Source organism: Methylobacterium sp. WL64 (assembly GCF_008039945.1).
Lineage (GTDB): Bacteria > Pseudomonadota > Alphaproteobacteria > Rhizobiales > Beijerinckiaceae > Methylobacterium.
The window spans coordinates 1-25660 of the sequence record NZ_VRVA01000081.1 but is presented as its reverse complement, the minus strand read 5'-3'; the positions used below and the strand labels follow the sequence as shown (position 1 = coordinate 25660).

The 25660-nt window shown below is 70.4% G+C and carries 24 protein-coding genes; 13 read left to right on the top strand and 11 right to left on the bottom strand.

All coding sequences use genetic code 11. The features are described from left to right. Positions 1-194 precede the first annotated feature (194 nt). Positions 195-533, bottom strand: coding sequence for a hypothetical protein (locus tag FV242_RS24285; protein WP_147940709.1), 339 nt, complete (start codon positions 531-533; stop codon positions 195-197). A 114-nt stretch (positions 534-647) separates the two neighbouring features. Between FV242_RS24285 and FV242_RS24280 the strand changes: the two genes are divergently transcribed. The 3 genes from FV242_RS24280 to FV242_RS24270 all read left to right on the top strand — a co-directional run bounded on the left by FV242_RS24280 (position 648) and on the right by FV242_RS24270 (position 5908). Next, the gene (locus FV242_RS24280; RefSeq protein ID WP_147940708.1) at positions 648-3731 is read left to right on the top strand and encodes an FAD-binding and (Fe-S)-binding domain-containing protein; all 3084 of its coding nucleotides are present in this window, start codon (positions 648-650) and stop codon (positions 3729-3731) included. After that, a complete protein-coding gene (locus FV242_RS24275; protein ID WP_147940707.1) occupies positions 3728-4618 on the top strand; it encodes a ketopantoate reductase family protein in 891 nt (296 codons plus the stop codon). The genes FV242_RS24280 and FV242_RS24275 overlap by 4 nt, the downstream gene beginning before the upstream one ends. Positions 4619-4834: 216 nt before the next feature. Further along, complete coding sequence (locus tag FV242_RS24270) at positions 4835-5908, top strand: alpha/beta fold hydrolase (protein ID WP_147940706.1); 1074 nt, start codon at positions 4835-4837, stop codon at positions 5906-5908. Between the two features lie 143 nt (positions 5909-6051). On the opposite strand, the gene FV242_RS24265 is transcribed toward FV242_RS24270, so the two are convergent. The 4 genes from FV242_RS24265 to FV242_RS24250 form a co-directional block, all read right to left on the bottom strand. Continuing rightward, a complete protein-coding gene (locus tag FV242_RS24265) occupies positions 6052-6366 on the bottom strand; it encodes a plasmid stabilization protein (protein WP_147908010.1) in 315 nt (104 codons plus the stop codon). 17 nt (positions 6367-6383) lie between these two features. After that, entirely contained in the window at positions 6384-8000 is a 1617-nt protein-coding gene (locus tag FV242_RS24260; RefSeq protein WP_147940705.1) for a hybrid sensor histidine kinase/response regulator, read from the bottom strand. 136 nt (positions 8001-8136) lie between these two features. Continuing rightward, the gene (locus FV242_RS24255; RefSeq protein ID WP_147940704.1) at positions 8137-10110 is read right to left on the bottom strand and encodes an AI-2E family transporter; all 1974 of its coding nucleotides are present in this window, start codon (positions 10108-10110) and stop codon (positions 8137-8139) included. A 92-nt stretch (positions 10111-10202) separates the two neighbouring features. Continuing rightward, complete coding sequence (locus FV242_RS24250; protein WP_058192055.1) at positions 10203-10583, bottom strand: response regulator; 381 nt, start codon at positions 10581-10583, stop codon at positions 10203-10205. Positions 10584-10858: 275 nt separating this feature from the next. On the opposite strand from FV242_RS24250, the gene FV242_RS24245 reads away from it, so the two are divergent. Beyond that, positions 10859-11509, top strand: coding sequence for a glutathione S-transferase family protein (locus FV242_RS24245; protein ID WP_147940703.1), 651 nt, complete (start codon positions 10859-10861; stop codon positions 11507-11509). 7 nt (positions 11510-11516) lie between these two features. Here FV242_RS24245 and FV242_RS24240 read toward each other — a convergent pair whose 3' ends face one another. Both FV242_RS24240 and FV242_RS24235 read right to left on the bottom strand, forming a co-directional pair. After that, on the bottom strand, positions 11517-12440 hold the full coding sequence (locus tag FV242_RS24240) for a pyridoxamine 5'-phosphate oxidase family protein (RefSeq protein ID WP_147940702.1): 924 nt from the start codon (positions 12438-12440) through the stop codon (positions 11517-11519). Positions 12441-12448: 8 nt separating this feature from the next. Continuing rightward, on the bottom strand, positions 12449-13075 hold the full coding sequence (locus FV242_RS24235; RefSeq protein WP_147940701.1) for a glutathione S-transferase family protein: 627 nt from the start codon (positions 13073-13075) through the stop codon (positions 12449-12451). A 98-nt stretch (positions 13076-13173) separates the two neighbouring features. Between FV242_RS24235 and FV242_RS24230 the strand changes: the two genes are divergently transcribed. The 3 genes from FV242_RS24230 to FV242_RS24220 all read left to right on the top strand — a co-directional run bounded on the left by FV242_RS24230 (position 13174) and on the right by FV242_RS24220 (position 16478). Then, entirely contained in the window at positions 13174-14073 is a 900-nt protein-coding gene (locus FV242_RS24230; protein ID WP_147940700.1) for a LysR family transcriptional regulator, read from the top strand. A 176-nt stretch (positions 14074-14249) separates the two neighbouring features. After that, positions 14250-15161 carry an amino acid ABC transporter substrate-binding protein gene (locus tag FV242_RS24225; protein WP_147940699.1) on the top strand — a complete coding sequence of 304 codons (912 nt, stop codon included), beginning with the start codon at positions 14250-14252 and terminating at the stop codon, positions 15159-15161. Between the two features lie 72 nt (positions 15162-15233). Further along, positions 15234-16478 (top strand): MFS transporter, encoded by a 1245-nt coding sequence (locus FV242_RS24220; RefSeq protein ID WP_246692028.1) that lies wholly within the window; start codon positions 15234-15236, stop codon positions 16476-16478. 9 nt (positions 16479-16487) lie between these two features. Here FV242_RS24220 and FV242_RS24215 read toward each other — a convergent pair whose 3' ends face one another. Both FV242_RS24215 and FV242_RS24210 read right to left on the bottom strand, forming a co-directional pair. Next, entirely contained in the window at positions 16488-17729 is a 1242-nt protein-coding gene (locus tag FV242_RS24215; protein WP_147940698.1) for an NAD(P)/FAD-dependent oxidoreductase, read from the bottom strand. Then, positions 17726-18667 carry a LysR family transcriptional regulator gene (locus tag FV242_RS24210; RefSeq protein WP_147908001.1) on the bottom strand — a complete coding sequence of 314 codons (942 nt, stop codon included), beginning with the start codon at positions 18665-18667 and terminating at the stop codon, positions 17726-17728. The genes FV242_RS24215 and FV242_RS24210 overlap by 4 nt, the downstream gene beginning before the upstream one ends. 181 nt (positions 18668-18848) lie before the next feature. Between FV242_RS24210 and FV242_RS24205 the strand changes: the two genes are divergently transcribed. The 5 genes from FV242_RS24205 to FV242_RS24185 all read left to right on the top strand — a co-directional run bounded on the left by FV242_RS24205 (position 18849) and on the right by FV242_RS24185 (position 23375). Next, positions 18849-19904, top strand: a complete 1056-nt coding sequence (locus FV242_RS24205) for a class 1 fructose-bisphosphatase (protein WP_147908000.1) — start codon at positions 18849-18851, stop codon at positions 19902-19904. A gap of 22 nt (positions 19905-19926) precedes the next feature. Next, the gene (locus tag FV242_RS24200) at positions 19927-20787 is read left to right on the top strand and encodes a phosphoribulokinase (RefSeq protein ID WP_147854414.1); all 861 of its coding nucleotides are present in this window, start codon (positions 19927-19929) and stop codon (positions 20785-20787) included. Between the two features lie 234 nt (positions 20788-21021). Next, a complete protein-coding gene (gene rpe, locus FV242_RS24195; RefSeq protein ID WP_147908042.1) occupies positions 21022-21708 on the top strand; it encodes a ribulose-phosphate 3-epimerase in 687 nt (228 codons plus the stop codon). Further along, positions 21702-22451 (top strand): HAD-IA family hydrolase, encoded by a 750-nt coding sequence (locus FV242_RS24190; protein WP_147940697.1) that lies wholly within the window; start codon positions 21702-21704, stop codon positions 22449-22451. The genes rpe and FV242_RS24190 overlap by 7 nt, the downstream gene beginning before the upstream one ends. A 93-nt stretch (positions 22452-22544) precedes the next feature. Then, positions 22545-23375 carry a methyl-accepting chemotaxis protein gene (locus FV242_RS24185; RefSeq protein ID WP_306440317.1) on the top strand — a complete coding sequence of 277 codons (831 nt, stop codon included), beginning with the start codon at positions 22545-22547 and terminating at the stop codon, positions 23373-23375. Positions 23376-23457: 82 nt separating this feature from the next. On the opposite strand, the gene FV242_RS24180 is transcribed toward FV242_RS24185, so the two are convergent. Beyond that, positions 23458-23616 (bottom strand): hypothetical protein, encoded by a 159-nt coding sequence (locus FV242_RS24180; RefSeq protein ID WP_187193420.1) that lies wholly within the window; start codon positions 23614-23616, stop codon positions 23458-23460. Positions 23617-23796: 180 nt separating this feature from the next. Between FV242_RS24180 and FV242_RS24175 the strand changes: the two genes are divergently transcribed. Further along, complete coding sequence (locus FV242_RS24175) at positions 23797-24543, top strand: YebC/PmpR family DNA-binding transcriptional regulator (protein WP_147940695.1); 747 nt, start codon at positions 23797-23799, stop codon at positions 24541-24543. A 34-nt stretch (positions 24544-24577) separates the two neighbouring features. Here FV242_RS24175 and FV242_RS24170 read toward each other — a convergent pair whose 3' ends face one another. Continuing rightward, positions 24578-25567: a hypothetical protein gene (locus FV242_RS24170; RefSeq protein ID WP_147940694.1), complete on the bottom strand. Its 990-nt coding sequence runs from the start codon at positions 25565-25567 to the stop codon at positions 24578-24580. Positions 25568-25660: the final 93 nt, after the last annotated feature.

Genomic DNA, 25660 nt, shown 5'->3' with positions numbered 1-25660 from the left:
GGGAAGGGCGGGGGAGCGGCGGGTTCGGCCGCCTCTGCGCTGATGCGTGGTGCCAAAAGGTGGTGCCGGACGGTTCTCGAAAAAGGCGTGCGCCCGCGATCGGGCACCGGACCGCTGATTCGGTCTCGTCACCGCAAGATGGGGTTCCGGCCGGTCCGCGGCAACGGTGGCCGTCGCGTCCTCAACAGGCGCGATCAGCCGGTGGACGCCGATTTGCGGATGCGGTCGACCGCGAGATCGACGTCGAAGGCCGGGTCCAGGATCTCGTCGAGGCCGAACGGGCAGGCGCGGGGCAGGGTCAGGTTCACCTGGCCTTCTCCGGGCGCAAGCTCCGGCGTCTCCGCCTGCTGGATCGCCAGCGTCCAGGCGCCGTCCATGCGCAGGCTCCCGGCCTGCGGCGGGTCGGCGCCCAGGGCGGCGAGCCTGGTCCGGCCGGCCTCGCGGCAGGCGAGGCTCGTGGCGTCGTCGGAGATGAGGGCCGCCTTGATCAGCTCGGCCAGGGCATCCCTGACCCGTTCGACGCTCGCGTTCATGGGCATCCGCTCCGCACCGTCGCCACCGTGGCAAGCGGGGTGCCAGACCGGTTCGCGGCGACGTGACATAATCGCCGATCTTCCCTCGCGAGGGGCCGGGTGTAGAACGCGTTCATGATCCCGGTCCTGACCCGCCACACCGAGGCCGTGCCGCTCTATGAGGCGGTGGTCGCCGAACTGCGCCTGCGCGGCTTCGCGGGCGACCTCACCGTGTCGGCCGCGGACCGCACGGTCTTTTCCACCGACAACTCGATCTATCAGGTCGAGCCGGGGGCCGTGGCCTTCCCGCGCTCGCGCGACGACCTCGTGCGCATCGCCAAGCTGCTGGACGACCCGCGCTTCACCGAGATCGTGATCCGCCCCCGCGGCGGGGCCACCGGCACCAACGGCCAGTCGCTCGGCCACGGCCTCGTGATCGACACCTCGCGGCACATGAACCGCATCCTGGAGATCGACGTCGCGCGCCGCATCGTCCGGGTCGAGCCCGGGGTGGTGAAGGACCAGCTCAACCGGGCGCTGGCCGAGCACGGCCTGTTCTTCGCGCCCGAACTCTCGACCTCGAACCGCGCGACCATCGGGGGCATGATCTCCACCGATGCCTGCGGTCAGGGCTCCTGCCTCTACGGCAAGACCCGCGACCACGTCCTCGCGCTGACCTGCGTGCTCGCCGACGGCACGGTCTGGACGGCCGAGCCGCTGGACGCGGCCGGCCTCGAAGCCGCCCAGGCCCGCAACGACCGGGTCGGCGAGATCCACCGCACCGTCGATACGGTCGTCACCGAGAACGCAGCGCTGATCGCCGAGCGCTTCCCCAAGCTCAACCGCTGCCTCACCGGCTACGACCTCGCCCATCTGCGCGATGCGGACGGCCGGTTCGACCTCAAGAGCGTGATCTGCGGCTCGGAGGGCACCCTGGCGCTGATCGCCGAGGCGCGGCTCAACGTTCTGCCGATCCCCAAGGCGTCGGTGCTGGTGGCGCTCTCCTACGTGGATTTCGACGCCGCCCTGCGGGACGCCCAGGCGCTGCTGCCGTTCGGCGCGGCCTCGGTGGAGACCATCGATTCCACCGTCCTGGGCCTTGCCCGCAAGGACCCGATCTGGGCCGAGGTCCGCGCCTTCTTCCCGGACGATCCCGCCGGCCGGCCGGTCCACGGCATCAACCTGGTGGAATTCGTCGGCGACGACGCGGACGGCGTGGATGCCGCCCTGGCGCGGCTCACCACGGTGCTGGAGGCCGAGCGCGGGACCGACACCAAGCGCCTCGGCTTCACCATCGCCCGCGGCGACGCGATCGAAAAACTCTGGACCATGCGCAAGAAGGCGGTGGGCCTGCTCGGGGCCGCCAAGGGCGATGCGCGCCCGATCCCGTTCGTCGAGGATACCGCGGTGCCGCCGGAGCGGCTCGCCGACTTCATCGCCGAGTTCCGGGCGCTGCTCGACGCCAAGGGGCTGCGCTACGGCATGTTCGGCCATGTCGATGCCGGCGTCCTTCACGTCCGTCCGGCCATCGACCTGAAGGATCCGAACCAGAACGCCCTGATCCGCGAGGTGACCGAGGGCGTGGTCGCGCTCACCGCAAAGTATGGCGGGCTGCTCTGGGGCGAGCACGGCAAGGGATTCCGCTCCGAGTTCGTGCCCGCGACCTTCGGGCCGCTGATGCCGGCGCTCGAAGCGGTCAAGCGCGCCTTCGACCCGGGCGACCGGATGAATCCGGGCAAGATCGCCACGGCCCGGGGCGGCGCGCTCACCCGGATCGACGGCGTGCCCCGCCGGGGCGAGCAGGACCGGACGATCCCGCCGCCGGTCCGGCAGGATTTCGACGAGGCCCTGCACTGCAACGGCAACGGCGCCTGCTTCACCTTCGATCCGGACGACGCGATGTGCCCGTCCTGGAAGGCGACCCGGGAGCGCCGGCATTCGCCCAAGGGCCGCGCCTCGCTGATGCGCGAGTGGCTGCGCCTGGCGTCACAGGCGGGCATGGACCCCTCCGCGGAGCTGAAGCGCCAGCGCCCCGGCTGGTGGGCCGATGTTTTCGCGACCATGCGCAGCGGTTTCCAGCGCCGCTCCGAGGCCGATGACTTCTCCCACGCCGTGAAGGAGGCGATGGACGGCTGCCTCGCCTGCAAGTCCTGCACGGGATCGTGCCCGATCAAGGTGGACGTCCCGACCTTCCGGGCGAAGTTCCTGGCACTCTACCATGCCCGCTACGCCAGGCCCCTGAAAGACCACCTCGTGGCCGCGCTGGAGCCGCTCCTGCCGCTGGCCGCCCGGATGCCGCGCCTGAGCAACGCGGCCCTGGCCAACCCGCTCGCCCGGATGCTGCTGGCCAAGGCCGGCCTGGTCGGGATCCCGGCCCTGTCGCCCATCGACCTGACGGCGCGGCTCGCCGAACTCGGCGTCGCCACCGCGACCCCGGAGGCGCTGGCCCGTCTCCCCTCGGCGGAGCGCGCGCGCGCAGTGCTTCTGGTGCAGGATGCGTTTACCAGTCATTTCGAGGCGGCCTTGGTCGTCGATGCCTGCGCACTCCTGGTCGCGCTCGGCTTCAAGCCGTGGCTCGTGCCCTACCGGCCGAACGGTAAGCCGCTGCACGTGCACGGCTTCCTGGCCCGGTTCGCCGCGGTGGCGCGGTCCAATGCCGCGATGCTGCGGGCGCTCGCGCGCTCGGGCGTGCCGCTCGTCGGCCTCGATCCGTCGATGACGCTGACCTACCGGTCCGAATACGCCCAGGCGCTCGGCGGCGACGACCTGCCCAAGGTCCAGATCCTGCAGGAATGGCTTGCCACGCAGCTCGACCGGATCGCGCCCCGGCCGGGCAACGCGACCCTGCAGCTGCTGCCCCACTGCACCGAGCGCACCAACGCCCCCGGCGCGGTCCGCGACTGGCAGGCGGTGTTCACCCATTTCGGGCTGCGGCTCGACGTGCTGCCTGCGGGCTGCTGCGGCATGGCCGGGACCTACGGCCACGAGGCGCGCAACCGCGCCACCTCGGAGGCGATCTACGGCTTGAGCTGGGCGCGCCACGTGGCCGAGTCCCCCGGCGGCACCCTTCTGGCGGACGGCTATTCCTGCCGGTCGCAGGCCAGGCTGATCGACGGCGTGAGGCTCCGCCACCCGGTCCAGGCCCTCCTCGACCATGTGCGGACTGGGGCCGCCACCGCGCCGTTCCATCCCGAGCACGCCGCGGCGGCGGCGCGATGAAGGTCGCAATCCTCGGGGCCGGCGCGGTCGGCTGCTATTACGGGTTCCTGCTCGCGCGGGCCGGCCACGCGGTCACGCTGATCGGCCGCCCGGCCCTGGTCGAGGCGGTCGCGGCAAACGGGCTGGTGCTGGAGAGCGCGGCCGGGCGTGCCGCCGTGGCGGTTCCTGCGACGACGGCGAGCGATGGTGTCGCCGGGGCGGATCTGGTGCTCGTCTGTGTCAAGTCGGGCGACACGGAAGCGGCCGGGGCGACCATCGCGCCCCATCTCGGCCCCTCGGCGACGATCCTCAGCCTCCAGAACGGCGTCGACAACGCCGAGCGCCTGGGCGTCGTGCTCGGGCGGCCGGTGGTGCCGGTGGCGGTCTACGTCGCCACCGCGATGGTCGGGCCGGGGCAGGTGCGGCACAACGGCCGGGGCGACCTCGTGCTCGGCGCCTCGGCAGCCAGCGAAACCATCGCCGCCGCGCTCATCGCCGCCGGGATCCCGACCACCGTCTCGGAACGCGCCCTGGACGCGCTCTGGGGCAAGCTGATCCTGAACTGCGCCTACAACGCCCTGTCGGCCCTGACCCAGTTGCCCTACGGCCGCCTGGTGCAGGGTGAGGGCGTCGTCGCGGCGATGACCGATGTGGTGCAGGAATGCGTCGCGGTGGCGAACGCCGCGGGCGTGTCGGTACCCGACGACATCCTCGACACGGTGCTCGCCCTCAGCACCAGCATGGCCGACCAGCGCTCCTCCACCGCCCAGGACCTCGCCCGGGGCCGGCCGAGCGAGATCGACCACCTCAACGGTTATGTCGTTCGGAAGGGGGCTGCGCTCGGCATCCCGACGCCGGCGAACCGGATGCTCCACACGCTGGTCAAGCTGGCGGAAGCGCGAAGGTAAGGTTTGGCGGATCGTGCTGCCCACGTTCCGCTTGCCTCAGATCTTGGCGGTCGCCGCACTCTCCGCCCGCATGAGACGGTCGGTTCCTCGCAACTCGCCAAACAGAGTGAGGGCTACTGTTCGAGCGGAGAGCTACAGCTATTGTCAGGCGAAATCGACACGGCAATATTCATTTAAGCGCGGTGGAAAACCATTGACGCTTGGAGGGGGAATCGCATGAAAGTCGTGAGCCTGTTGTGCGGTTCAGCCGTCGGCGCGGCCGTGCTCTCGTTGGCGCTCACGGCGCGTGCTGCCGAATATCCGACGCCCAAAGTGGGCGACGCGACGATCAAGGACTTCACATTTCACACCGGCGAAGTCCTGCCGGAGATGCGCCTGCACTACACGACCGTTGGCGATCCGAACGGCGAACCCGTCGTCGTCGTGCATGGGACCACCGGTTCGGCATCCAGCATGCTGACGCCTGGCTTCGCGGGAGAGCTATTCGGGCCCGGCCAACCACTGGACGCGGCAAAGTACTATATCATCATCCCGGACGTGCTCGGCCATGGAAAGTCATCCAAGCCTTCCGATGGTCTGAAGACAAAGTTTCCACGGTATAACTATGACGATATGGTCGAGGCTCAGTACCGGCTTCTCAAAGAACACCTCGGACTCAACCACGTCCGCCTGATCATCGGCAACTCGATGGGGGGGATGCACGCCTGGATCTGGGGCGTGAAGCACCCGGCGTACATGGACGCTCTCGTTCCCATGGCGTCACAGCCGAGCGAAATGGCGAGCCGCAACTGGATGATGCGCCGGCTTCTAGTAGAGACCATCCGGCGCGACCCGGCCTATGCCAACGGGGAGTACTTGGTCCAGCCGCCCTCGGTGCGGGTTGCAAACGTGTTCTTCGCCCTCGGCACCAGTGGCGGCACGTTGGCTCTACAAAGACACGCACCGACGGGTGACTTGGCCGACAAACTCGTGGACGCACGCTTGGCGGCACCGTTCGCCGCCGATGCAAACGATTATGTCTATCAGTGGGAATCGTCTCGCGCCTACAATTGCTCTCCTGGCCTGGAGAAGATCGAAGCCGCGGTGCTGGCGATCAATGCTGCCGACGACGAGCGCAACCCGCCCGAGACGGGGATCATGGAGCGCGAGATAAAACGCGTTAAGAACGCGCGCCTCTACGTGATCCCGGCCAGCGACGAGACCATGGGCCACGGCACCACGGGTTACGCCAAGTTCTACAAGCGGCAACTTCAGGATTTCCTGCAGGCCGCGCCGAAGAAGGCCATGTAGGCCCTCCGCAGGCAGGATCCGACTGGGACCGACGATGCTTTCGGTGTGACGCCGGCCCGGGCTGTGGCAACCTCGAAAGGTCGAAGCAAAGCGATTCCAGGCCGCGGAAGGCGTACAACACGTCCGGTCCCGCCCCTGCCGGATCACGCACTGGCCGCAGCATTCGCCTTGCGCGTCGCCGCCGCCTTCTTGGCCGAGGCCGAGCGTTGCTCCGGTGTCCGGCTTGCGGAGGCCTTGCCGCCCGTGTCGCCGCCCGTGTGGGCCGCTGGATGGCCGGTGTCCTTGCCGCGGCCGGAGCCGCCCGGCTTCTTGCCGCCGCCGTCGTCCTTGTTGACCGTGGCCCAGGCGCGGGATTCCGCTTCCTGCTCCGGCACGCCGCGCGCCTCGTAGGAGTCGGCGATGTGATCGGCCTTGCGCTTCTGCTTGTCGGTGTATTTCGCCTTGTCGCCCTGCGCCATCGCGCGTCTCCTCAAGCTCAGCCTACGCCGGTGGGACCGTCGAGGATGGCCCGCACGCGGCGGACCAGCTCCGTGCGCCGGTAAGGCTTGTTGAGAAGGTCAAACTCGGAACCACCGATATCGGTTCGCTCCAGGCTCGCCTCCGCATAGCCCGTGGCCAGCAGGACCTTGAGCTTGGGCTGGCGGCGGCGCGCCTCGCGGGCGAGCAGCACGCCGTTCATGCCGCCCGGCATGATCAGGTCGGTGAACAGCAGATCGATCCGCTCGCTGGATTCCAGGATCTCCAGGGCCTCGCGGGCATTGCTGGCCATCAGCGTCGTGTAGCCGAAGTCCCGCAGGATGGTGCGGGCGAGCTCGGCCACATCCTCGCGGTCGTCCACGATCAGGATCGTCTCGGTACCCTGCCGGTCCACCGCCCGGTGCGAGACCTTGGACGGGGCGTGCGCGTCGCCGTCGGTCGCCGGGAAGGACAGGCGCACCGTCGTGCCGGCGCCGACCACGGACTCGATCTGGGCGGCGCCGCCGGACTGCTTGGCGAAGCCGTAGACCATCGACAGGCCGAGCCCGGTGCCCTTGCCCTCCTCCTTGGTGGTGAAGAACGGATCCATCACCCGGGCCAGAACCGCGGGCGGGATGCCGGTGCCGCTATCCCGGATCGCGATGCTGACGTAGCGGCCCGCGCGCAGCGGCCCGATCTCGCCGCTGGCCGTGACCGCGTTGTTCTCCGTGGTGATCCGGACGGTGCCGCCATCCGGCATGGCGTCCCGGGCGTTGATCAGCACGTTGAGGATCGCGACCTCGGCCTGCGTCGGGTCCACGCGGCAGTTCCAGAGGTCCCGGTCGAGATCCAGCTCGATCGTCACCGCCTCGCCCACCGAGCGGGCGACCATCTCGCGCATCCCCTCGATCAGCGTGTTGAGGTTGACGGCGCGCCCGTCCAGCCGCTGCTTGCGGGCGAAGGCCAGGAGCTGCTGCGTCAGGGTCGTCGCACGTTCGGCCGCCTGCCGGATGTTGTCGGTGGCGCGCCCGAGCCGGGCGCGGTCCGCATCGGGCTTCTCGAGCCCGGAGGCCAGGATGTCGACGTAGCCGACGATGACTTGCAGCAGGTTGTTGAAGTCGTGCGCGATGCCGCCGGTAAGCTGGCCCAACGCCTCCATCTTCTGCGCCTGGCCCAACGCCTCCTCGGCGTCGCGCCGGCGCGAGACATCGAGCTGCGAGCCGAAGAAATACACGAGCTCCCCGGCCGAATTGTACACCGGCGAGACGAACAGGGCGTTCCAGAAGCTCGAGCCGTTCTTGCGGTAGTTCAGGATCTCGGTGGCGAATTCGCGGCTCTCGGCGATCGCCGAGCGGATCTGATCGACGGTCTCGCGGTCGGTCTCCGGGCCCTGCAGGAACCGGCAATTGCGCCCAACCAGTTCCTCGGGCGTGTAGCCGGTCATCGCCAGGAAGGCGCGGTTGGCGAAGATGATCGGATTGTCCGGCTGGCGCGGATCGGTGACGATCATCGGCATCCGGGTGGTTTCCACCGCGGCGAAGAAGATGTCGCTCTTGGGGTCGGCGACATCGCTCGCCGCGCCGTCCCTGACGACTGCGCTCGGTCCGATCGGAGGTTTTTCAGGGGAATCGGACATGGCGCGCAGTCTTATTCGTTCCAATCGTGGACAGATGGTGATGCCGGCCCGGTGCCGGCAGCGGGCTGCGACTTTAGGAAGGCACGCGGCGTTGTCGACCGTCACGCCACGTCGGCGTTGTCGCGCTTGGCGTGGGTCAGGCCGCCACCGGCCGGGCCGGGCCGGGGAGGGCCCGGGCGGGTGCGGACGCGACCTGTGCGGGCGCCGGCTCACGGCAGGCACTCGTGACTGCCGAGAGCGCCTCGTTCAACGAGGTGACCAGGAAGTCCGCCGAGGTCGCCCGGCGCAGGCGATCCAGTGTCGCCGGATCGCGCTCGCGCCAGAAACCCACCAGGATACGCACGCCCGGCACCGCGGCACGGGCCTGCCGCACCGTGAACCGGATCTGCGACAGGCTGACCGGCTCCAGATAGGAGAAGCAGATCAGCGCGAGGCCGCCCGGGTTGTCGGGGCGTTCCCCAGCGCGGATCGCGGCCATCGACAGGGTCTGCGAGGCGAGCCCGTGCCGGGCCAGGATCTGGCTGAGCATGAGGGTGGCCGCCTCGTCGAACGGGCCACGGCTCGACACGCAGAGGACCGGCGTCTCGCTGCGCCAGGCCGGCGCGAGATCCTCGCGGGCCAGCACGATGCCGGCGATCTGACGGTCCGGCCCTGCGGCGGCCAGCGCGGCCGCGGTCTCGGTGTCGGACGCGCGCGGCGCGCCCCGCCAGGTGCGCCGTGCCACCGGGGCGGTGCCGAGCCGCGCCACGACGGTTCGGATCGCGGCACCGACCGCATCCTGTCGGGTGCGGTCCAGGGTGCCGCGTGAGAGGTCCTCCTGCGCGAGCAGCAGCCCGGCCAGCGCGACCTCGTCATAATAGGTGACCAGCGCACGCTCCTTGAGGAACTGCCAGCCCTGGTCGATCGCCTCGGCCGGGTCGTTCGCCAGCATGCGCTGGTAGAAGATCTCCGGCGGCGCGAGCGCCGGCCGGTCGCCGAGCAGCACATCGAGATACCAGAGGCGCTCCACGTGCCGGCCGAGCACCACCAGGCAGACGGTGAGCGGGGTGGCCAGCACCAGACCGATCGGTCCCCACAGGAAGGTCCAGATCGTCGCCGCCAGGATCACGGCGATCGGCGACAGGCCGGTGGAGTGGCCGTAGAGCAGCGGCTCGATCACGTGGCCGGCAATCGGCTCCACTACCAGGAACAGGGCCGCGGTGGCGATCACCATGCTCCAGCCGGGATCGACCGCCGCGGCGAGGATCAGCGGCAGCAGGGCGCTGATCGCGGCGCCGATATACGGCACGAACCGCAGGATCGCCGCGAGCACGCCGAACAGCGTCGGGCTCGGCACGCCGATCAGCCACAGGCCGACGCCGATCACCACCCCGAAGGCGATGTTGAGGGCGAGCTGGGCCAGGAAGAACCGGCTGAGCCGGCTGGTCGCGTCGTCGATCGCCGCCGTCACCCGGCGCAGGTCTCCGGAGCCGCCCGCCAGCCGGATCGCCCGGTTCCGAAGGTCCTCGCGCTGGAGCAGGATGAAGATCGTGAAGATCAGGATCAGCCCGGTGGTGGCCAGCGGGTGCAGGATCGGGCCCGCGAAGGTCTGGAACGTCTCGACGACGCTCGCCCGGGCGGGGCTGATCTCCACGGTGAGCGGGTGCGTGCGCGTCCCCGGCTCGCCCTTGACCTCGATGGCGCCGGGCGGCTGGAGCGTGGCGCTCAGGTCCTGGACCATGTCGACCATGCGCGACAGCGTCCCGGCCCCGTCGGTCGCGCCGCGCAGGTCCTTGATCTTGTCGCGCATCACCAGCGTGTAGCGCGGCAGGTCCGACGCCAGCTGCGAGGCCTCGCTGGCGATCAGGCTGCCGATCCCGAACAGGCCGCCGAACACGATCACCACCACCAGGAGCACCGCCGCCGCCCGCGGCACGCGGATCCGGCGGAGGATGCGGACCGCCGGCACCAGGACGAAGCTCAGGAGGATCGCCAGCGTCACTGGCACCAGGATCTCGCGCCCGAGATACAGGGCCGCCATGATCGCCACGACGAGGAGGGTGGAGGCCAGCGCGACGATGACCGGCAAGCCCTGCTTGAGGCGCTGGGCGGTGACGGGATCCTCGCTCACAAAGACGCTCCACTCTTATCGAATTCAGGGACGATGCCGCCCCGCGACGGCGGAGCGGTTCGGGTCAGGGAGCCTGCCGTGGCGGGCGGCCTTCAGCCGGCTTGTGCGGTCTCGCCCAGCGCGGCGCTGATTTGGCTGAGCAGCTTGGAGAAATCCACGGGCTTGGGATGGTAGTCGTCGCACCCCGCCTGGATGGCCTTGTCCCGGTCCCCGGACATCGCGTGCGCGGTGAGCGCGATGATCGGGATCGCCCGCGTGTCGGATCCGGATTTCAGGGCGCGCGCCGCCGACCAGCCGTCGAGGACCGGCAGGTTCATGTCGAGCAGGATCACGTCGGGCTGGCCCGACCGGGCCTGCTGCACGCCGGCCTCGCCGTCATGCGCCAGGATCACCTCGTAGCCGCGGCGCTTGAGGCGGCGGGACAGGAAGTCCCAGATCTCTTCATGGTCCTCGACCAACAGTATCTTCGCCATCAGAACTCGAATCCCCGGGTCGCGTCGCGCCGGCTGGCACCCCAACGCGCGGCAACGCACAAACGCCCAACGTCCCTGCCGCGATTCCGGTCCCTCCGGAAGTGGGCACCCGCGCAGAGGGCGCAACTCGGATCCGGATGTCTCATTGGGGCCACCCGTCCCGGGCTCGGGGCGATCCCGCAACCGCCACCGTCGCGGCGCTGCACGATTGACCCGGACGTCAGGCAGGACGAAGCGTATCGCCGCGCAAATCACGGATCCTGGGAGGGTGCGGCATGGCCGACACGCCGGACATCGAGTTCTACCACGCCCCCAATACCCGCTCGACCGGCGTGCGCGTGCTGCTGGAGGAACTCGGCGCCCCGCATCGCCTGCACGTGCTCAACATGCGGGCCGGCGAACATCTCGGGGATGCCTATCGCGCCATCAACCCGATGGCCAAGGTGCCGGCGATCCGCACCCGCGACGCGCTCGTGACCGAGCAGGCGGCGGTTTACCTGTATCTGGCCGACCTGTTTCCCGAGGCCGGCCTCGCCCCGTCACTCACCGATCCCACCCGGGGGACGTATCTGCGCTGGATGGTGTTCTACGGCTCGTGCTTCGAGCCCGCGGTGATCGACCGCCATCTCAAGCGCGAGCCCGGGCCGCGCGCCATGTCGGCCTATGCCGACTACGACAGCGTGATCGCCCGCGTCGCCGAAGCGCTGAAGCCGGGGCCGTACCTGCTCGGCGACCGCTTCAGCGCCGCCGATATCCTTTGGGGCAGCGCACTCGGCTGGACGATGGGCTTCGGGCTGGTCGCGCCCGATCCGGTGCTGTCGGCCTATGTCGACCGGATCCGGGCCCGCCCGGCCTTCCGGAACGTGGCCGCCGCGGATGCGCGGCTCGCACAGGAGCACGAGGCGGCCGCGGCGGCCACGTCCTGAGCCACGATCAGGCATCCTCGCTCGCGTCCCAGATGCCGGTGCGCGTGAGTTGCGGTGCCGGCTCGGGGGCGCTCCACCGGAGGGGAACCGCCGCCCGGCGCCGCCAGCCGGCCGTCATCGTGAACGCCCAGGATCGCTGCGCGCCCAGGAGACCCGCGGCGTCGGTGCCGGTCCAGTCGATCGCGGTGCGGCCCTGGAGGACCAGAAGGTCGCCACTGGTGAAGTCGAGGAACAGCAGCGCCGCACGCGGCTCGCCGACCAGGTTGCCCAGCGTGTTGAAGTAGCGGTTTCCGGAGAAGTCCGGGACCGTCAGCACGTCGCCGCGGCGCCGGACGAAGCCCGGCCGCCCGCCCCGATGCGAGATGTCGGCGCCGCCGTCCCGGAGCCCGTCCCGCGCCCGGGTCGCCACGAACAGCGTGTCCGCGGCGTCGATCAGCGCGCCGGCTTCCGCGTCCAGGGCCGACAGGATCTCGGTCGGCCCCGGCTGGCGCGGCACCGGCTCGACGTCCCGCCGCTGGATGTATTGCGGGCAATTGCCGAAGCTCTGGTCGATCGCCACGGTCAGGCCGTCCCGGTCGCGGCGCACGATGCGGCCGTTGGCACGGTTGCGCCGCCGGGTCGCCAGATCGATGCCCAGGATGCCGGCTTCCGCGCCCGGTATCAGGAACCGGGCCGCAGGGTCGGCCGGGTCGAGCGCCGCCGAGATGGCGAGATGGGTCGCGTCCGGGCTGTGCACGAAGCCGGGCGCACCCGTCAGCAGGGTCGCCACCGGCGCGCCGCTCGCATCTGCGGTCGCGACCAGGAGATAGGGCAGCCCCGCGAAGAAGCCGCGGTGCTGGTCCGGCATGAACGACCGGATCGCCGGGGTCTCGCCGAGGACGTGGCCGGCCCGCGCCTGGGCGATCGCCTCATCCGCATGGAAAGTCGCCATGGCATGCCTCACGCTTGTTCCGGGATGGGAGAGGCCGGCATCGGGACGAAGCCCGGCAGGGCCTCGATCCGGGCGATCCAGGCTCGTACGGCCGGATAGGGCGCGAGCGAGACGCCGCCTTCGGGGGCATGGGCGACGTAGGAGTAGCAGGCGATGTCGGCCAGCGTCGCCCGGTCGGCGGCGAGGTGCCGGCGATCGGCCAGGTGCCCGTCCATGAAGCCGAGGATCCGCGCGGCGGTCGCGTGCACGGTCGCGCGGTCGGCCAGGGCACCGAACACCACCATCAGCCGGGCCAGGGCCGGCCCGGTGCGTACCTCCCCGGACGCGATCGAGAGCCAGCGCTGGACCTCGGCCGCGTCGAGCGGATCGGCCGGCATCCAGCCGCCATCCGGCGCGTAGCGCGCGGCCAGGTAGACCAGGATCGCGTTGCTGTCCGGGATCGCGGCCGCGCCGTCGGTCAGGACCGGGATCTGGCCGAGCGGGTTGAGGCGCCGGAAATCGGCCGCTGCGCGCTGCTCGGCGCTCGCCACCGCGACGAACCGATAGGGCAGCCCCAGCAGCGACAGGAACAGTTCCGCGCGGTGCGAATGGCCCGAGAGTCGCAGGCCGTAGAGGGTCAGGTCGGGTTCGGACATCGTCGGGGTCTCCAGCAACGACCCGACTATCGCTCTTGCATCCGCCGTCGAAAATCCGGAGTGTTTGACACTCAGAATTTCAGGACCTGAAACAATCGATGGACCGGCTGGACGAACTCGCCCTCTTCGTCGCGATCATCGATGCCGGCAGCCTCGCCGGGGCGGCCCGGCGGTCGCGTCGTTCGGCGGCTGCCGCGACCCGGGCGCTCTCGAGCCTGGAGGCCCGGGCCGGCGCCCGTCTGGTGGAGCGCACCACCCGCCGCCTCGCACCGACTCCGGCGGGCCTCGATCTGGCCGAACGGGCACGCGGCCTGCTGGCGGGTTACGAGGCCGCCGTCTCGGGGGCGGCCGGCGATGCGGTGCGCGGTCTCGTGCGAGTCACGGCGCCGGTGCTGTTCGGGCGCAAGCACGTGGCGCCGGTCGTGTCGGGCTTCCTGGACGTCTACCCGGAGGCGCAGGTCGAACTGGTTCTGGCCGACCGCAACCTCGACCTCGTGGAAGAGGGGATCGATGTCGCCCTCCGGATCGGGCAGCTTGCGGAATCGCGCCTCGTCGCGCGCCGGCTCGGGCAGGTGCGCCAGGTCGTCGTCGCCAGCCCGGCCTATCTCGCCGTCCGGGGCACGCCCCGGACGCCCGCCGACCTGAGCGCGCACGACACCATCGTGGGCCTGATCCACGCGGGCGTTCGCGAATGGCGCTTCGGTGCCAACCGGGTGCGCCTCGCCCCGCGGTTCATCGTCAACGAGGTCGAGGCGGCGCTGATCGCGGCCCGGGGCGGACGCGGTATCGCGCGGGTGTTGTCCTACCAGGCCGCTGAAGAGATCGCGGACGGTCGACTCGTGCGCCTGCTCGCGGCCCATGAGCCGGCACCGGTGCCGGTGCAACTCGTGACCCTCAGCCAGGGCCTCCGGCCCGCCCGGGTGAACGCCTTCCTCGACTACGCTGCGGAGTCCCTGAGGACATTGCCGGTCCTCCAATGCCTGAAAACGGGGACATGATCGAACTTCCGTCACCGGATTTGGTCGTAGACTGGTTTCCAAGTCGCCGCTGGCTATAGCCACGGCCGGACTCTTGCTGAGGGTTGTCCGGAAGCCCGATCCGCGTGCAGTCGGGCTCCCGCCGCCGGGTCGGCCCGGCCGGCGCCTCGTTGCGCGACCAGGGAACCGGCCAGCCCATGCGTCTGCTCACTCCGCTCCTCGCCGTGCTGCTCGCGGTCCTCCCCCCGGCGGCTCGGGCCGAACCGCTGACCGGCACCCTCAAGAAGATCAAGGACAACAACCGGCTGGTGCTCGGCGTGCGCGATAGCTCGCCGCCGTTCAGCTACCTGGACCAGAACCAGAAAGTGGTCGGCTTCGCGGTCGATATCTGCCGCAAGATCGCCGACGCCGTGAAGCGCGAGTTGAAGATGCCGGGGCTTGAGGTCGCGATGGAGTTCGTGAACTCATCCTCCCGCATTCCGCTGATGACCAACAACACCACCGATCTCGAATGCGGCACCACCACCAACAATTCCGAGCGCAAGAAGCAGGTCGACTTCACCAACACCCACTTCCTCACCGCGACCCGGTTCATCGCCCGGAAGGACCAGAAGATCGGGAGCCTGGAGGATCTGCGCGGCAAGGTGGTCTCGTCGGTGGCCGGCTCGACCAACATCCTGATGCTGATCAAGGCGAACAACGAACGTAAGCTCGGCATCACGGTGATCGCCGCCAAGGATGTGCCGGAGGCCTTCCTGATGCTCGAGACCGGGCGGGCGGCGGCCTTCGTGATGGACGACGTGCAGCTCAGCGTCGTGGGAGCCCAGTCGAAGGATCCGTCCGCCTACGCGATCAGCCAGGAGACCCTGTCCAACCCGGAACCCTACGGCATCATGCTCCGCCGGGACGATCCGGCCTTCAAGGCGGTGGTCGACCGGGCGACCGCGGATCTCTACCGCAGCCCCGAGATCATGACGATCTACGAGACGTGGTTCCTCAAGCCGGTGCCGCCGCGGGGCCTGAACTACAACGTGCCGTTGTCGTCGGCTCTGCGCTGGGCGTTTGAGCATCCGAGCGACAATTCGGATCCGGCCTTCTACGCGCACTGATCCGGGTGGGTTTCGCTCCGGCCGCGGAGATGCGATGCCGCGTTCAGATCCGCTTGCCCCGCGAAGCCCCCCATGCTCGACCGCCAAGAGCCGGCCCTCACGCCGTCAGCAACCCGCGCGCCGGAGCCTGCAGCCGCCTCGATCCCACGCCTGATCGTCGTCCTGGCCTGCGCGGGCTTCGGCAGCACCTTCGCGCTGCGCTCGGTCGAGCCCCTGGTCGGCGTGCTGGCGCGGGATCTCGGCAGCGACACCCACACGGTGGCGCTGCTCTCCACCGCCTTCGCGCTGCCCTACGCCTTCATCCAGCCGGTGCTCGGCCCGGTGGGCGATGCGTTGGGCAAGGAGCGGGTGATGAGCGTCTGCCTGGCGGTGCTCGCCGGCGCCCTCGTCCTGTGCAGCCTCGCCCCCGATATCGGCAGCCTGTTCGGCCTGCGGATGCTGGCGGGGGCAGCCGCCGGCGGCTGCATCCCGTTGTCGCTCGCGCTGCTCGGGGACCGGGTGCCCATGGACCGGCGCCAGGTGGCGATCGGGCGCTTCCTCGTGGCGGCGATCCTCGGGCAGCTCACCGGCTCGACCTTCGCGGGCCTGATCGAGGCGGTGATCGGCTGGCGCGGCGTGTTCGCCATCACGGCTCTGGTCGCCGCCGTCGCGTGCGCCGCGACGGTGTTCGGCTTCGACCGCACCGGCAGCCTCCCGGCCCGCCGCCCCGCCTTCCGGCAGGCGGTGCGGCGCTACCGCACCATCCTGGCCAATCCGCGGGCCCGGATCCTGTTCTCGGCGGTGTTCGTCGAGGCGATCGCGATCTTCGGGGTGTTCCCCCATCTCGCCCCGCTGATCGAGGCCCGCGGCGAGGGCGGCCCGCGCGAGGCCGGCCTGGTGCTCGCGGGCTTCGCCATCGGCGGCCTGCTCTATTCGGCCCTGGTCGGTCTGCTGGTGCGGCTGCTCGGCATGCCCCGGATGCTGATCGGCGGCGGCCTGATCTGCAGCGCCTCGCTCACCGTGGTCGGGCTGGCCGGAAGCTGGCAGGTGGACTGTGCCGCCCTGACCGCAATGGGCCTCGGCTTCTACATGCTGCACAACACCTTCCAGACGCAGGTGACCGAGGTGGCGCCCACGGCCCGCGCCTCCGCGGTGGCCCTGCACGCGTTCTCGTTCTTTTGCGGGCAGGCGCTCGGCGTCGCGGTGCTGGGTCAGGCCCTGATGCAGCTCGGGCAGTTCGGGGCGCTCGCGGCCTGCGCGGTCACGATCCTGGGGCTTGGGATCGCCACGGCCGTGGCCCTGCAGCGGCCTGGCCCCAAGATCGCCTTCTCGGATTGACCGGTCCGGTCAGGGGCGGGCCATCGCCAGCGCCTTGAGATCGAAGCCGGGATCGGCCGCCTGCTCCGGGGTGAGCGGCGTCCCCGCCGCCAGCAGGCGCCGGGCGATCATGTGGTCGGCCGCCCGGTCGACGGATTCGACCGCGCTCAGCGAACCGTCCCGGAAGCGGAACACCGAGAACGCCGCACCGGAGCCCCGCACCACGCTGGAATCGCCGGGCCCGGACAGGCCGGCGATCTGGAGCTTGTGCGGACCCTGGTCGCTCCAGAACCACGGCAGCGCCCCGTAGGCCGCCGGCTTTCCATTGAGCCGCGCGGCGAGGCAGCGGCCCTGGTCGATCGCGTTCTGCACCGACTCGATCCGCACCGTGCCGTCGGGGCTGAGCCCGCGCGCGAACGGGCTCGGGAAGCGGGCGCAGTCGCCGATCGCCGAGATCGCGGGATCGGGCGTCGCCAGGAACGCGTCGACCCGCACGCCGTCCTCGGCCGGGAGGCCGGCTTCCGCCGCCAGCTCCCGGTTCGGCAGCACGCCGATGCCGATCAGGACGACGTCGGCGGGAAGCTCCCGTCCGTCCGCCAGCACGATGCCGGTGGCGCGGCCGTCGCGACCGGTGATCGCGGTCACGCCGGCCCCGAACGCGAAACGCACGCCCCACGCCTCGTGGGCGGCACGGAAGAACCCCGCGATCTCCGGCGAGATCGCCCGGGCCATCGGCCGGTCGGCCGCCTCGACCACGGTGACCGACAGGCCCCGGGCGGCGGCCACCGCGGCGAATTCCAGGCCGATGAAGCCGGCGCCGATCACGACGATCGCCCGGGCGGAATCGAGCGACGCCCGGAGCGCGTCGGCGTCTTCGAGGCCGCGCAGCTGGCGCACGTTCAGGGCGTCGGCCCCCGGGACCGGCAGCGGCCGGTTGCGGGCGCCGGTGGCCAGCACGAGGTGGTCGTAGGCGAGGCTCTGGCCGTCCGAGAGAAGCAGGCGCCGTCCAGCCCGGTCGATCCCGACGGCGCGGAGGCCGGGGCGGTGGGCGATGGCATGCTCGGCGAAGAAGCCGGGCTGGCGCAGGAACAGGCCCTCGGCGTCGGTCTTGCCGGCGAGGTACGCCTTCGACAGGGGCGGGCGCTGGTAGGGCAGGGCGGTCTCGTCGCCCACGAGGGTGATCGGATCCCGGAATCCGCCCTCGCGCAGGGAGGCGGCCAGCTGGAACCCGGCTTGGCCTGAGCCGGCGACGACGATGCCGGCCGCGCTCACGCCTTGGCCCCGGTCACTTCGGGCAGCGTCACGCCCGGCAGCATGCGCGCACCGTCGCTCATCAGGTACGACCAGACCGCGGAGGCCGCCGGGCCCAGCACCTTGTCGGCCCGGCGCACCGCGTACCAGTCCCGACGGATCGGCAGGCCCTTGACGTCGAGGAGCGCGAGCCGGCCGCTCTCGACCTCGGCCGCCACGGAATGGACCGACAGGAGCGCGATCCCGAGCCCCGCCATCACGGATTGCTTGATGGTCTCGTTGGAGCCGGTGTCGATGTCGAGCAAGGCGCGCTTGACCAGGATGCCGCTCATGAACTCCTCGAAGACCGTGCGCGTGCCGGAGCCCTCTTCGCGGAAGAAGAACGGCTGGTCGGCCAGGTCTTCGCGCGACAGCCCGGTCCGGCCGGCCAACGGGTGGCTGGGAGGCGCCACCAGGACCAGCGGGTGTGGACCGAACGTCGCCGCCTCGATCGGGAAGTCCCGGGGCGGGCGGCCCATCACGGCGAAGTCGATCTCGTAGCCGCGCAGGGCCTCGACGGTCTGGCCCCGGTTGCGGACCGAGAGGCTGATCTCGACCCCGGGATGCTGCTTGACGAAGCCCGCGATCACCTGGGGGGCGAAATATTTGGCCGTCGAGACGACACCCAGCGCAACGCGCCCGCCCTCCGCGCCGCGCAGGGTCCGCAGGCGGTCGGTGCAGGTCTCCAGCACGGTGTTGATGCTGTCGATCGCCCAGAGCATCTCGCGCCCGGCATCGGTGGGCTTGAGCCCCCCCGGCGTCCGGTCGAACAGCAGCAGCCCGGCCTCCTCCTCCAGCTGGCGGATGCGCGCGTAGAGGGCGGCCGAGGTGACGTTCAGCTCCTGGGCCGCCCGGGTCATGGTTCCCAGGCGGGCCACCGCCGCCACCGCCTGGAGCTGCTTGAGAGAGAGGTTGCGCATGGCGGAGGTCTCGTTTTTTTTGTCCTATGACACAAGATCCCCCAGAAATCTTGAGCGTGGCGTCCTCGGTTCTTGTCGATCGGGGCGCGCCGCCCGCTATCATGGTGGTAGAGGGGTCGCTACAGACCGGCGCGGAACGCGCGATCCCGGCGGGCGGGATTTCAGCAGGAGAGACAGGCCGATGGCAATTTCAGCAGCGATCGGGACGCCTCTCGAAACCTGCCTGGCGCAGGCGGTCGAGGCCAACCCGGCCTTGAAGGATGCCGCCGCGGTGATCCGTGCGATCGCGGGCTCGGCGGTGGAGATCAGCGCGCTGATCGGGCGCGGCGCACTTGGCGGCGACCTCGCGGCGGCGGGCGAGCACAACAGCGACGGCGACGTGCAGAAGGCGCTCGACGTGATCGCGCACGAAAGCGTGACCGCCGCCCTGCAGGGCGCTCCTGTTGCCGAAGTCGCCTCCGAGGAGGCCGAGGAGGTGATGCGGTTGAACCCGGACGCGCCGCTGGCTGTGGCGATCGACCCGCTCGACGGCTCGTCCAACATCGGCGTCAACATGGCGGTGGGGATGATCTTCGGCATCCGCCCGTCGATCAAGGACCCGGCCAACCCGCTGGCCTCGTTCACCACCCCGGGCACCGCCCAGATCGCTGCCGGCTTCGTGACCTACGGCCCGGCCACCGCGCTGATCCTGACGCTCGGCGACGGCACCCAATCCTACGTGCTCGACCGGGAGGAGGGCGCGTTCCGCCTGACCAGCCCGGCCATGTCGGTTCCGGCCTCGGCCAAGGAATTCGCCATCAACGCCTCCAACGTCCGGCACTGGGACGCCCCCGTGAAGGCCTATATCGAGGATTGCCAGCGTGGCACCGAGGGACCGCGCGACAAGGACTACAACATGCGCTGGCTCGCCTCCCTGGTGGCCGACATCCAGCGCGTGCTGACCCGCGGCGGCGTGTTCCTGTATCCGGGCGACGCCCGCAAGAACTACGCCCGCGGCCGCCTGCGGCTGCTCTACGAGGTCGCCCCGGTGGCGATGCTGGTCGAGCAGGCCGGGGGCGCCGCCTCGGACGGCCAGACCCGCATCCTCGACCTGGTGGCCACCGGGATCCACGAGCGCGCGCCCCTGGTCTGCGGCTCCACCGAAGAGGTCGCGTGCGTGGCCGCCTATTATGCGGGCGGCAAGCCCGATGCCGGCCGCTCGCCGCTCTTCGGCCAGCGCGGATTGATGCGGTCGTAATCGCAACGCGAAGTACAAGAGCATGTCGGCGCGGCACCCCATCATCTCGGTGACCGGCTCCTCAGGAGCCGGCACGACCTCGGTGCGCAACACCTTCGAGCAGATCTTCCGCCGGGAGGACGTGCGCGCCGTGTTCATCGAGGGCGACGGGTTCCACGCCTACGACCGGGACACGATGCGGGCCATGATGGCGCGCGAGCCGACGCTGTCGCATTTCGCGCCCCGGGCGAACCTGCTGCCGGAGCTGGAGGCGGTGTTCCGCAGCTACGCCGAGAACGGCACCGGCCAGACCCGGCACTACGCCCACGACCAGCACGACGCCCGGGCCTACGGCATCCCGGAGGGCAGCTTCTCGGATTGGGAGGCGTTCCCGCCGGATTCCGACCTGCTGTTCTACGAGGGCCTGCACGGCTGCGTGGCCGACCCGGACGTGGACATCGCCCGCTACGCCGACCTGAAGATCGGCGTGGTGCCGGTGATCAACCTCGAATGGATCCAGAAGCTGCACCGGGACCGCTCGTTCCGCGGCTATTCCACGGATGCCGTCACCGACGTGATCCTGCGGCGGATGCCCGACTACGTGCAGACCATCTGCCCGCAATTCTCGTTCACGGACATCAACTTCCAGCGGGTGCCGACCGTCGACACCTCGAACCCGTTCATCGCCCGCTGGATCCCCACCGCCGACGAGTCGCTGGTGGTGATCCGGTTCAAGGACCCGAAGGGGATCGATTTCTCGTATCTGGTGTCCATGATCCACGACAGCTTCATGAGCCGTGCCAATTCCATCGTGATCCCGGGCGGCAAGCTCGACCTCGCCATGCAGCTGATTCTGACGCCGATGATCATGCAGCTCGTGGAACGCCGCCGCCGCCTGGCGTGATTCCATAGGGATCGGAAGAAGCCTTTGAACCAAGCAAGACCATCGATCCCATACGGCCCCTCATCCTGAGGTGCTGCGCAGCAGCCTCGAAGGTGCCCTTCAGCCGGCCACGGGATTTCTTGAGGGCTCCTTCGAGGCCTCCGCTCTGCTCCGGCACCTCAGGATGAGGGACAGTGTGGGATCGGCCCGTGGGCCGAAGATTGTCTGAGCCAAACCGCAGTCGAAAGATCCATGATGCTGCCTCCCGTCATCGCCCCGTCGATCCTCTCGGCCGACTTCGCCCGCCTCGCCGAGGAGACCCGAGCCGTGGACGCGGCCGGGGCCGACTGGATCCATCTCGACGTGATGGACGGCCATTTCGTGCCCAACATCACCTTCGGCCCTCCAGTGGTGAAGGCACTGCGCCCGCACACGCAAAAGTTCTTCGACGTGCACCTGATGATCGCGCCGGCCGACCCGTATCTCGCGGCCTTCGCCGACGCCGGCGCCGACGGGATCACGGTCCATGCCGAGGCCGGGCCCCATATCCACCGCTCGCTCCAGACCATCCGCGACCTCGGCAAGCGCGCTGGCGTGGCGATCAACCCCGGCACCCCCGCCGCGCTGGTCGAGCCGGTGCTCGACATCGTGGATCTCGTGCTGGTGATGACGGTCAATCCGGGCTTCGGCGGCCAGACGTTCCTGCGGAGCAGCATGGAGAGCGTGGCGCGGGTGCGGGCCATGGTGGCCGGCCGCGACATCCGCATCCAGGTCGACGGCGGCATCGACGCCGAGACCGTGAAGGCGGCAAGCCGAGCCGGCGCCGACACGTTCGTGGCCGGCAACGCGGTCTTCAGCGGAGGTCCAGACGCCTACGCGGAGCGCATCGCGGCGATCCGGGCCGGCGCGGAGGGCGCCTCCGGTCGCGACCTCTCGTGCTGAGGGCGCTGATCTTCGACGTCGACGGCACGCTCGCCGAGACCGAGGACCTGCACCGGCAGGCGTTCAACCGCGCCTTCGCGGACCTGGATCTGCCCTGGCGCTGGGACCCGGCGCTCTACGCCGACCTGCTCACCGTGATGGGCGGCAAGGAACGGCTCACCCACTACATCGACACGCACCACCCGGGCGAGGCGGCTTCGCTGCACGCCCGGGCGCCTGAGATCCACGCCCGCAAGACGATCGCGTATGGCGGCCTCGTCACCGGGGACGGCCTGCCCCTGCGCCCGGGGATCGCCCGGCTGGTCGGCGAGGCCCGGAACGCCGGTCTGCGCCTGGCTATCGCCACCACCACCAGCCGGCCCAACGTCGATCGGCTGCTGGCAGCGAACTTCGGGCTGGACGACACGCCCTTCGACGTGATCGCGGCCGGCGACGAGGCCGCGCGCAAGAAGCCCGCCCCGGACGTGTTCCAACTGGCTCTGGACCGCCTCGGCGTCCCGGCCGTGCAGGCCGTGGCGTTCGAGGATTCCGCCCCCGGCATCGCCTCGGCCCGCGCCGCCGGCCTGCCGGTCCTGGCGACCCGCAGCCGCTACACCGACAGCCACAGCCTCGACGGCGCCTTCTCGGCGGTCTCCGATCTCGGCGAGCCCGGCCGCCCGCACCGGCACATCGCCGGGCTCGAATGGCCGGGCGACGTGGTGACGTTGGGCGCTTTGCAGGATTGGCACGCGGGCGTGCGCTGAGGCGGCTGCGTCCCACGCGGCTGACGCGATCGATATTTTACCTCCGGGGCCCGGCGCATCGCCGAGGAACAGCGCCGGGCGGCGATGCACCAGATGGCCGACGCGTTCGAGCGGGCGACCAGCGGGATCGTCGGCACGGTCTCGGCGTCGGCCGGCGCCTTGCAGGCCACGGCGCAGACCCTGGCGACGACGGCGGCCAAGACGGCGGAACGGTCTACCACGGTCGCGGCCGCCTCCGAGCAGGCGGCATCCAATGTCGGCACCGTGGCGGCCGCCGCCGAGGAGCTGGGCGCCTCGGTGCAGGAGATCGGACGGCGGGTCGCCGGCTCGGCGGATCTGGCACGGACCGCGGTGGGCGAAGCGGACCAGACCGCCGCGCTCGTGACCGCCCTGACCGCGAGCGTGGCCAAGATCGGCGAAGTGGTCGGGCTGATCTGGGGCATCACGGCACAGGCCAACCTGCTGGCGCTCAACGCAACCATCGAGGCGGCCCGCGCCGGCGAGGCGGGGCGCGGCTTCGCGGTGGTGGCCTCGGAGGTCAAGGCGCTGGCCGACCGGACCGCAAAGGCCACCGGTGAGATCGGCCAGCAGATCGGTGAGGTCCAGGGTGTTACGGGCGAGGGCGCCACGGCGATCGGGCAGATCGGCGGCCGCATCCGGGAGATCAGCACCGTGTCCGCCTCGATCGCGGCGGCGGTAGAGCAGCAGGATGCGGCGACCCGGGAGATCCGTCCGCAATGTCGGTCCGGCGGCCTCCGGCACCGGGGTGGTAACCCGCACCCATCACGGGGTGTGGCCGGGGCGGCGGAGAAGACCGGCGCGGCGGCGGCCGAGGTTCTGACCTCGGCCTTCGAGCTGTCGCACCAGTCGGAGCGGCTGACCGCCGCGGTCGGGCGGTTCCTGGCCACGGTCCGGGCGGCGTGAGGCGGGATCGCTCGACGCTCGCGATCCGTAATTCAACGCGCTCGCCGATGCCGAACCGGGATCCACTCCGGCGGCGAGCGCTCTAGCGCCGCCGCCCCTCAGGCCGTCCCTTGGCCTCGGTCGCGAACAGCATCGAACCGGCCACCGCGCCGAGCAGCGTGGCGATCCCGAGCTTGAGCCAGCGGCGGTCGTCGGTCGGGGGCGTCGTCGCTGTCCTGCTGTGTTCGGTCCGGCGCGGCATCGGGTTTCCAGCTGACATGTCCCGCGCCAACGCCCGGCGCGGGCGATCTTTCCGCGGTCGCGACGATCGGGTGGCGCGTTGCTTCGTCGGAAGCCGGCGGCCTATAACGCGGCGACCTCACAGCCGCGACGGCGGGGTCCCGGACGCCCGCCCTCGCCAACGAACAAAGTCTCACGCAACATGGCAGGCCATTCGCAGTTCAAGAACATCATGCACCGGAAGGGCCGGGTGGACGCGGTTCGCTCGAAGGTGTTCGGCAAGCTCGCCCGCGAGATCACCGTGGCGGCCAAGCTCGGCACGCCGGACCCGGCCATGAACCCGCGCCTGCGCGCGGCGATCATAGCGGCCCGCGCCGAGAACATGCCGAAGGACAACATCGAGCGCGCCGTCAAGAAGGCGGCCGGAGCGGATGGCGAGAACTACGAGGACATCCGCTACGAAGGCTACGGCCCCGGCGGCGCCGCGCTGATCGTGGAGGCGCAGACCGACAACCGCAACCGCACCGCCTCGGACGTGCGCTCGGCCTTCACCAAGTCCGGCGGCAGCCTCGCCGAGACCGGCGCCGTGGCGTTCATGTTCGACCGGGTCGGCGTGATCGGCTTCCCGGCGAGCGTCGCCGATGCCGACACGATGCTGGAGGCGGCCATCGAGGCGGGGGCCGACGACGTCAGCTCCAGTGAGGACGGCCACGAGGTCGTCTGCGCGCAGGAATCCTACGGCGAGGTCGCCAAGGCCCTGGAGGCCCGGTTCGGCGAGCCCAGCCGCACCGGCCTGGTCTGGAAGGCCCAGAACACGATCGACGTCGATGACGAGACCGGCGAGAAGCTGATCCGCCTGGTCGAGGTGATCGAGGACCAGGACGACGTGCAGCACGTCTACGTCAACTTCGCATTGTCCGATGCGCTGATGGCCAAGCTCGAGGACTGAGCGGCGGCCGCCGCGCGGCTCGGCCCGGCGCCGTTCAGGCCTGGGCCGCCAGCTCGGCGCCGAACCGCTCCTGCACGTAGGCGTCCAGGGAGAAGCTGTCGTCCGGCAGCTGGGCCATGAACCGCTCGGCCACCTCGGTCAGGACGAGGTCCGGCTTCGTCCGCGCGATGTAGGACCAGTCGAGCGACGTGCTCCAGACGAAGTGCACCTCGCGGAACGTCTCGGCCAGCAGGATGGTCAGCATGTAGGGCATCACGTGCGAGAACGAGTCGCCGAACAGCGCCAGCCGGCGCGGATCGGCCGCCGTCTCGTTGCGGTAGATCACGTTGGCGCCGCCGTGCAGCGTGTGCAGCAGCCCGGCCTTCTCCCGCGCCGCGACGATCGGGCTGGCAAAGGTCCGCACGGAATCTTGCTGGATCCGGTAGGCCCGGGACGGCGCCCGGCGCGGCGGGTCGAAGGCACTGCCCAGGTCGCCGTCATGATCGACCGGGGTGAACGGCCGGTCCCGCAGATCCGCCCGTGGCTCCGTCCCGAAGGCCAGGCAGATCTCGGCGTAGGCCAGGTAGCAGCCGTCGAAGCTCCAGTGGGTATCGGTCCGGCAATAGAGGTCTGCGGTGTCCCGGGCGGCCCGCATCGGCGCGACCAGGTCGATGCAGGTCTGGCGCCAGCGCTTCCGGCGCCGCCAATCCGCGTAGAGGCCCCGCGGCCCCCGCCGCCAGGCGGGACCCATGTCCGGCTCCGTGTGGATCAGCCGATAGGCCGGCGAGGCCGCGGGCGCGATGGTGATCCCGTCCAGCTGGTTGTCGTAGATCACCAGTTTGTCCGGCGCGACCACGTGGCGATACCGGATGCCGAACGCCCGCAGCCGCCGCTCCCGGTTGGACACGAGGCTCCGCCACGCCCAGATCAGGTCGGCCATCGCCTCCGGCCGCTCCAACTGCCCCAGGATGTCGTTCGTCCCGGTCTTCAGGAACAGCCACGTGTCCCGCCCGACATGGATGTGATCGGTTTTGCTCGACGCCATGACGCACTCAGGAGAGGGATCGGGAATTCGGCAGCAAGGGGCGGGATGCAGGCCCGGCCGCGGGACGGCAGGGTGACGGGCGTTCGATATACC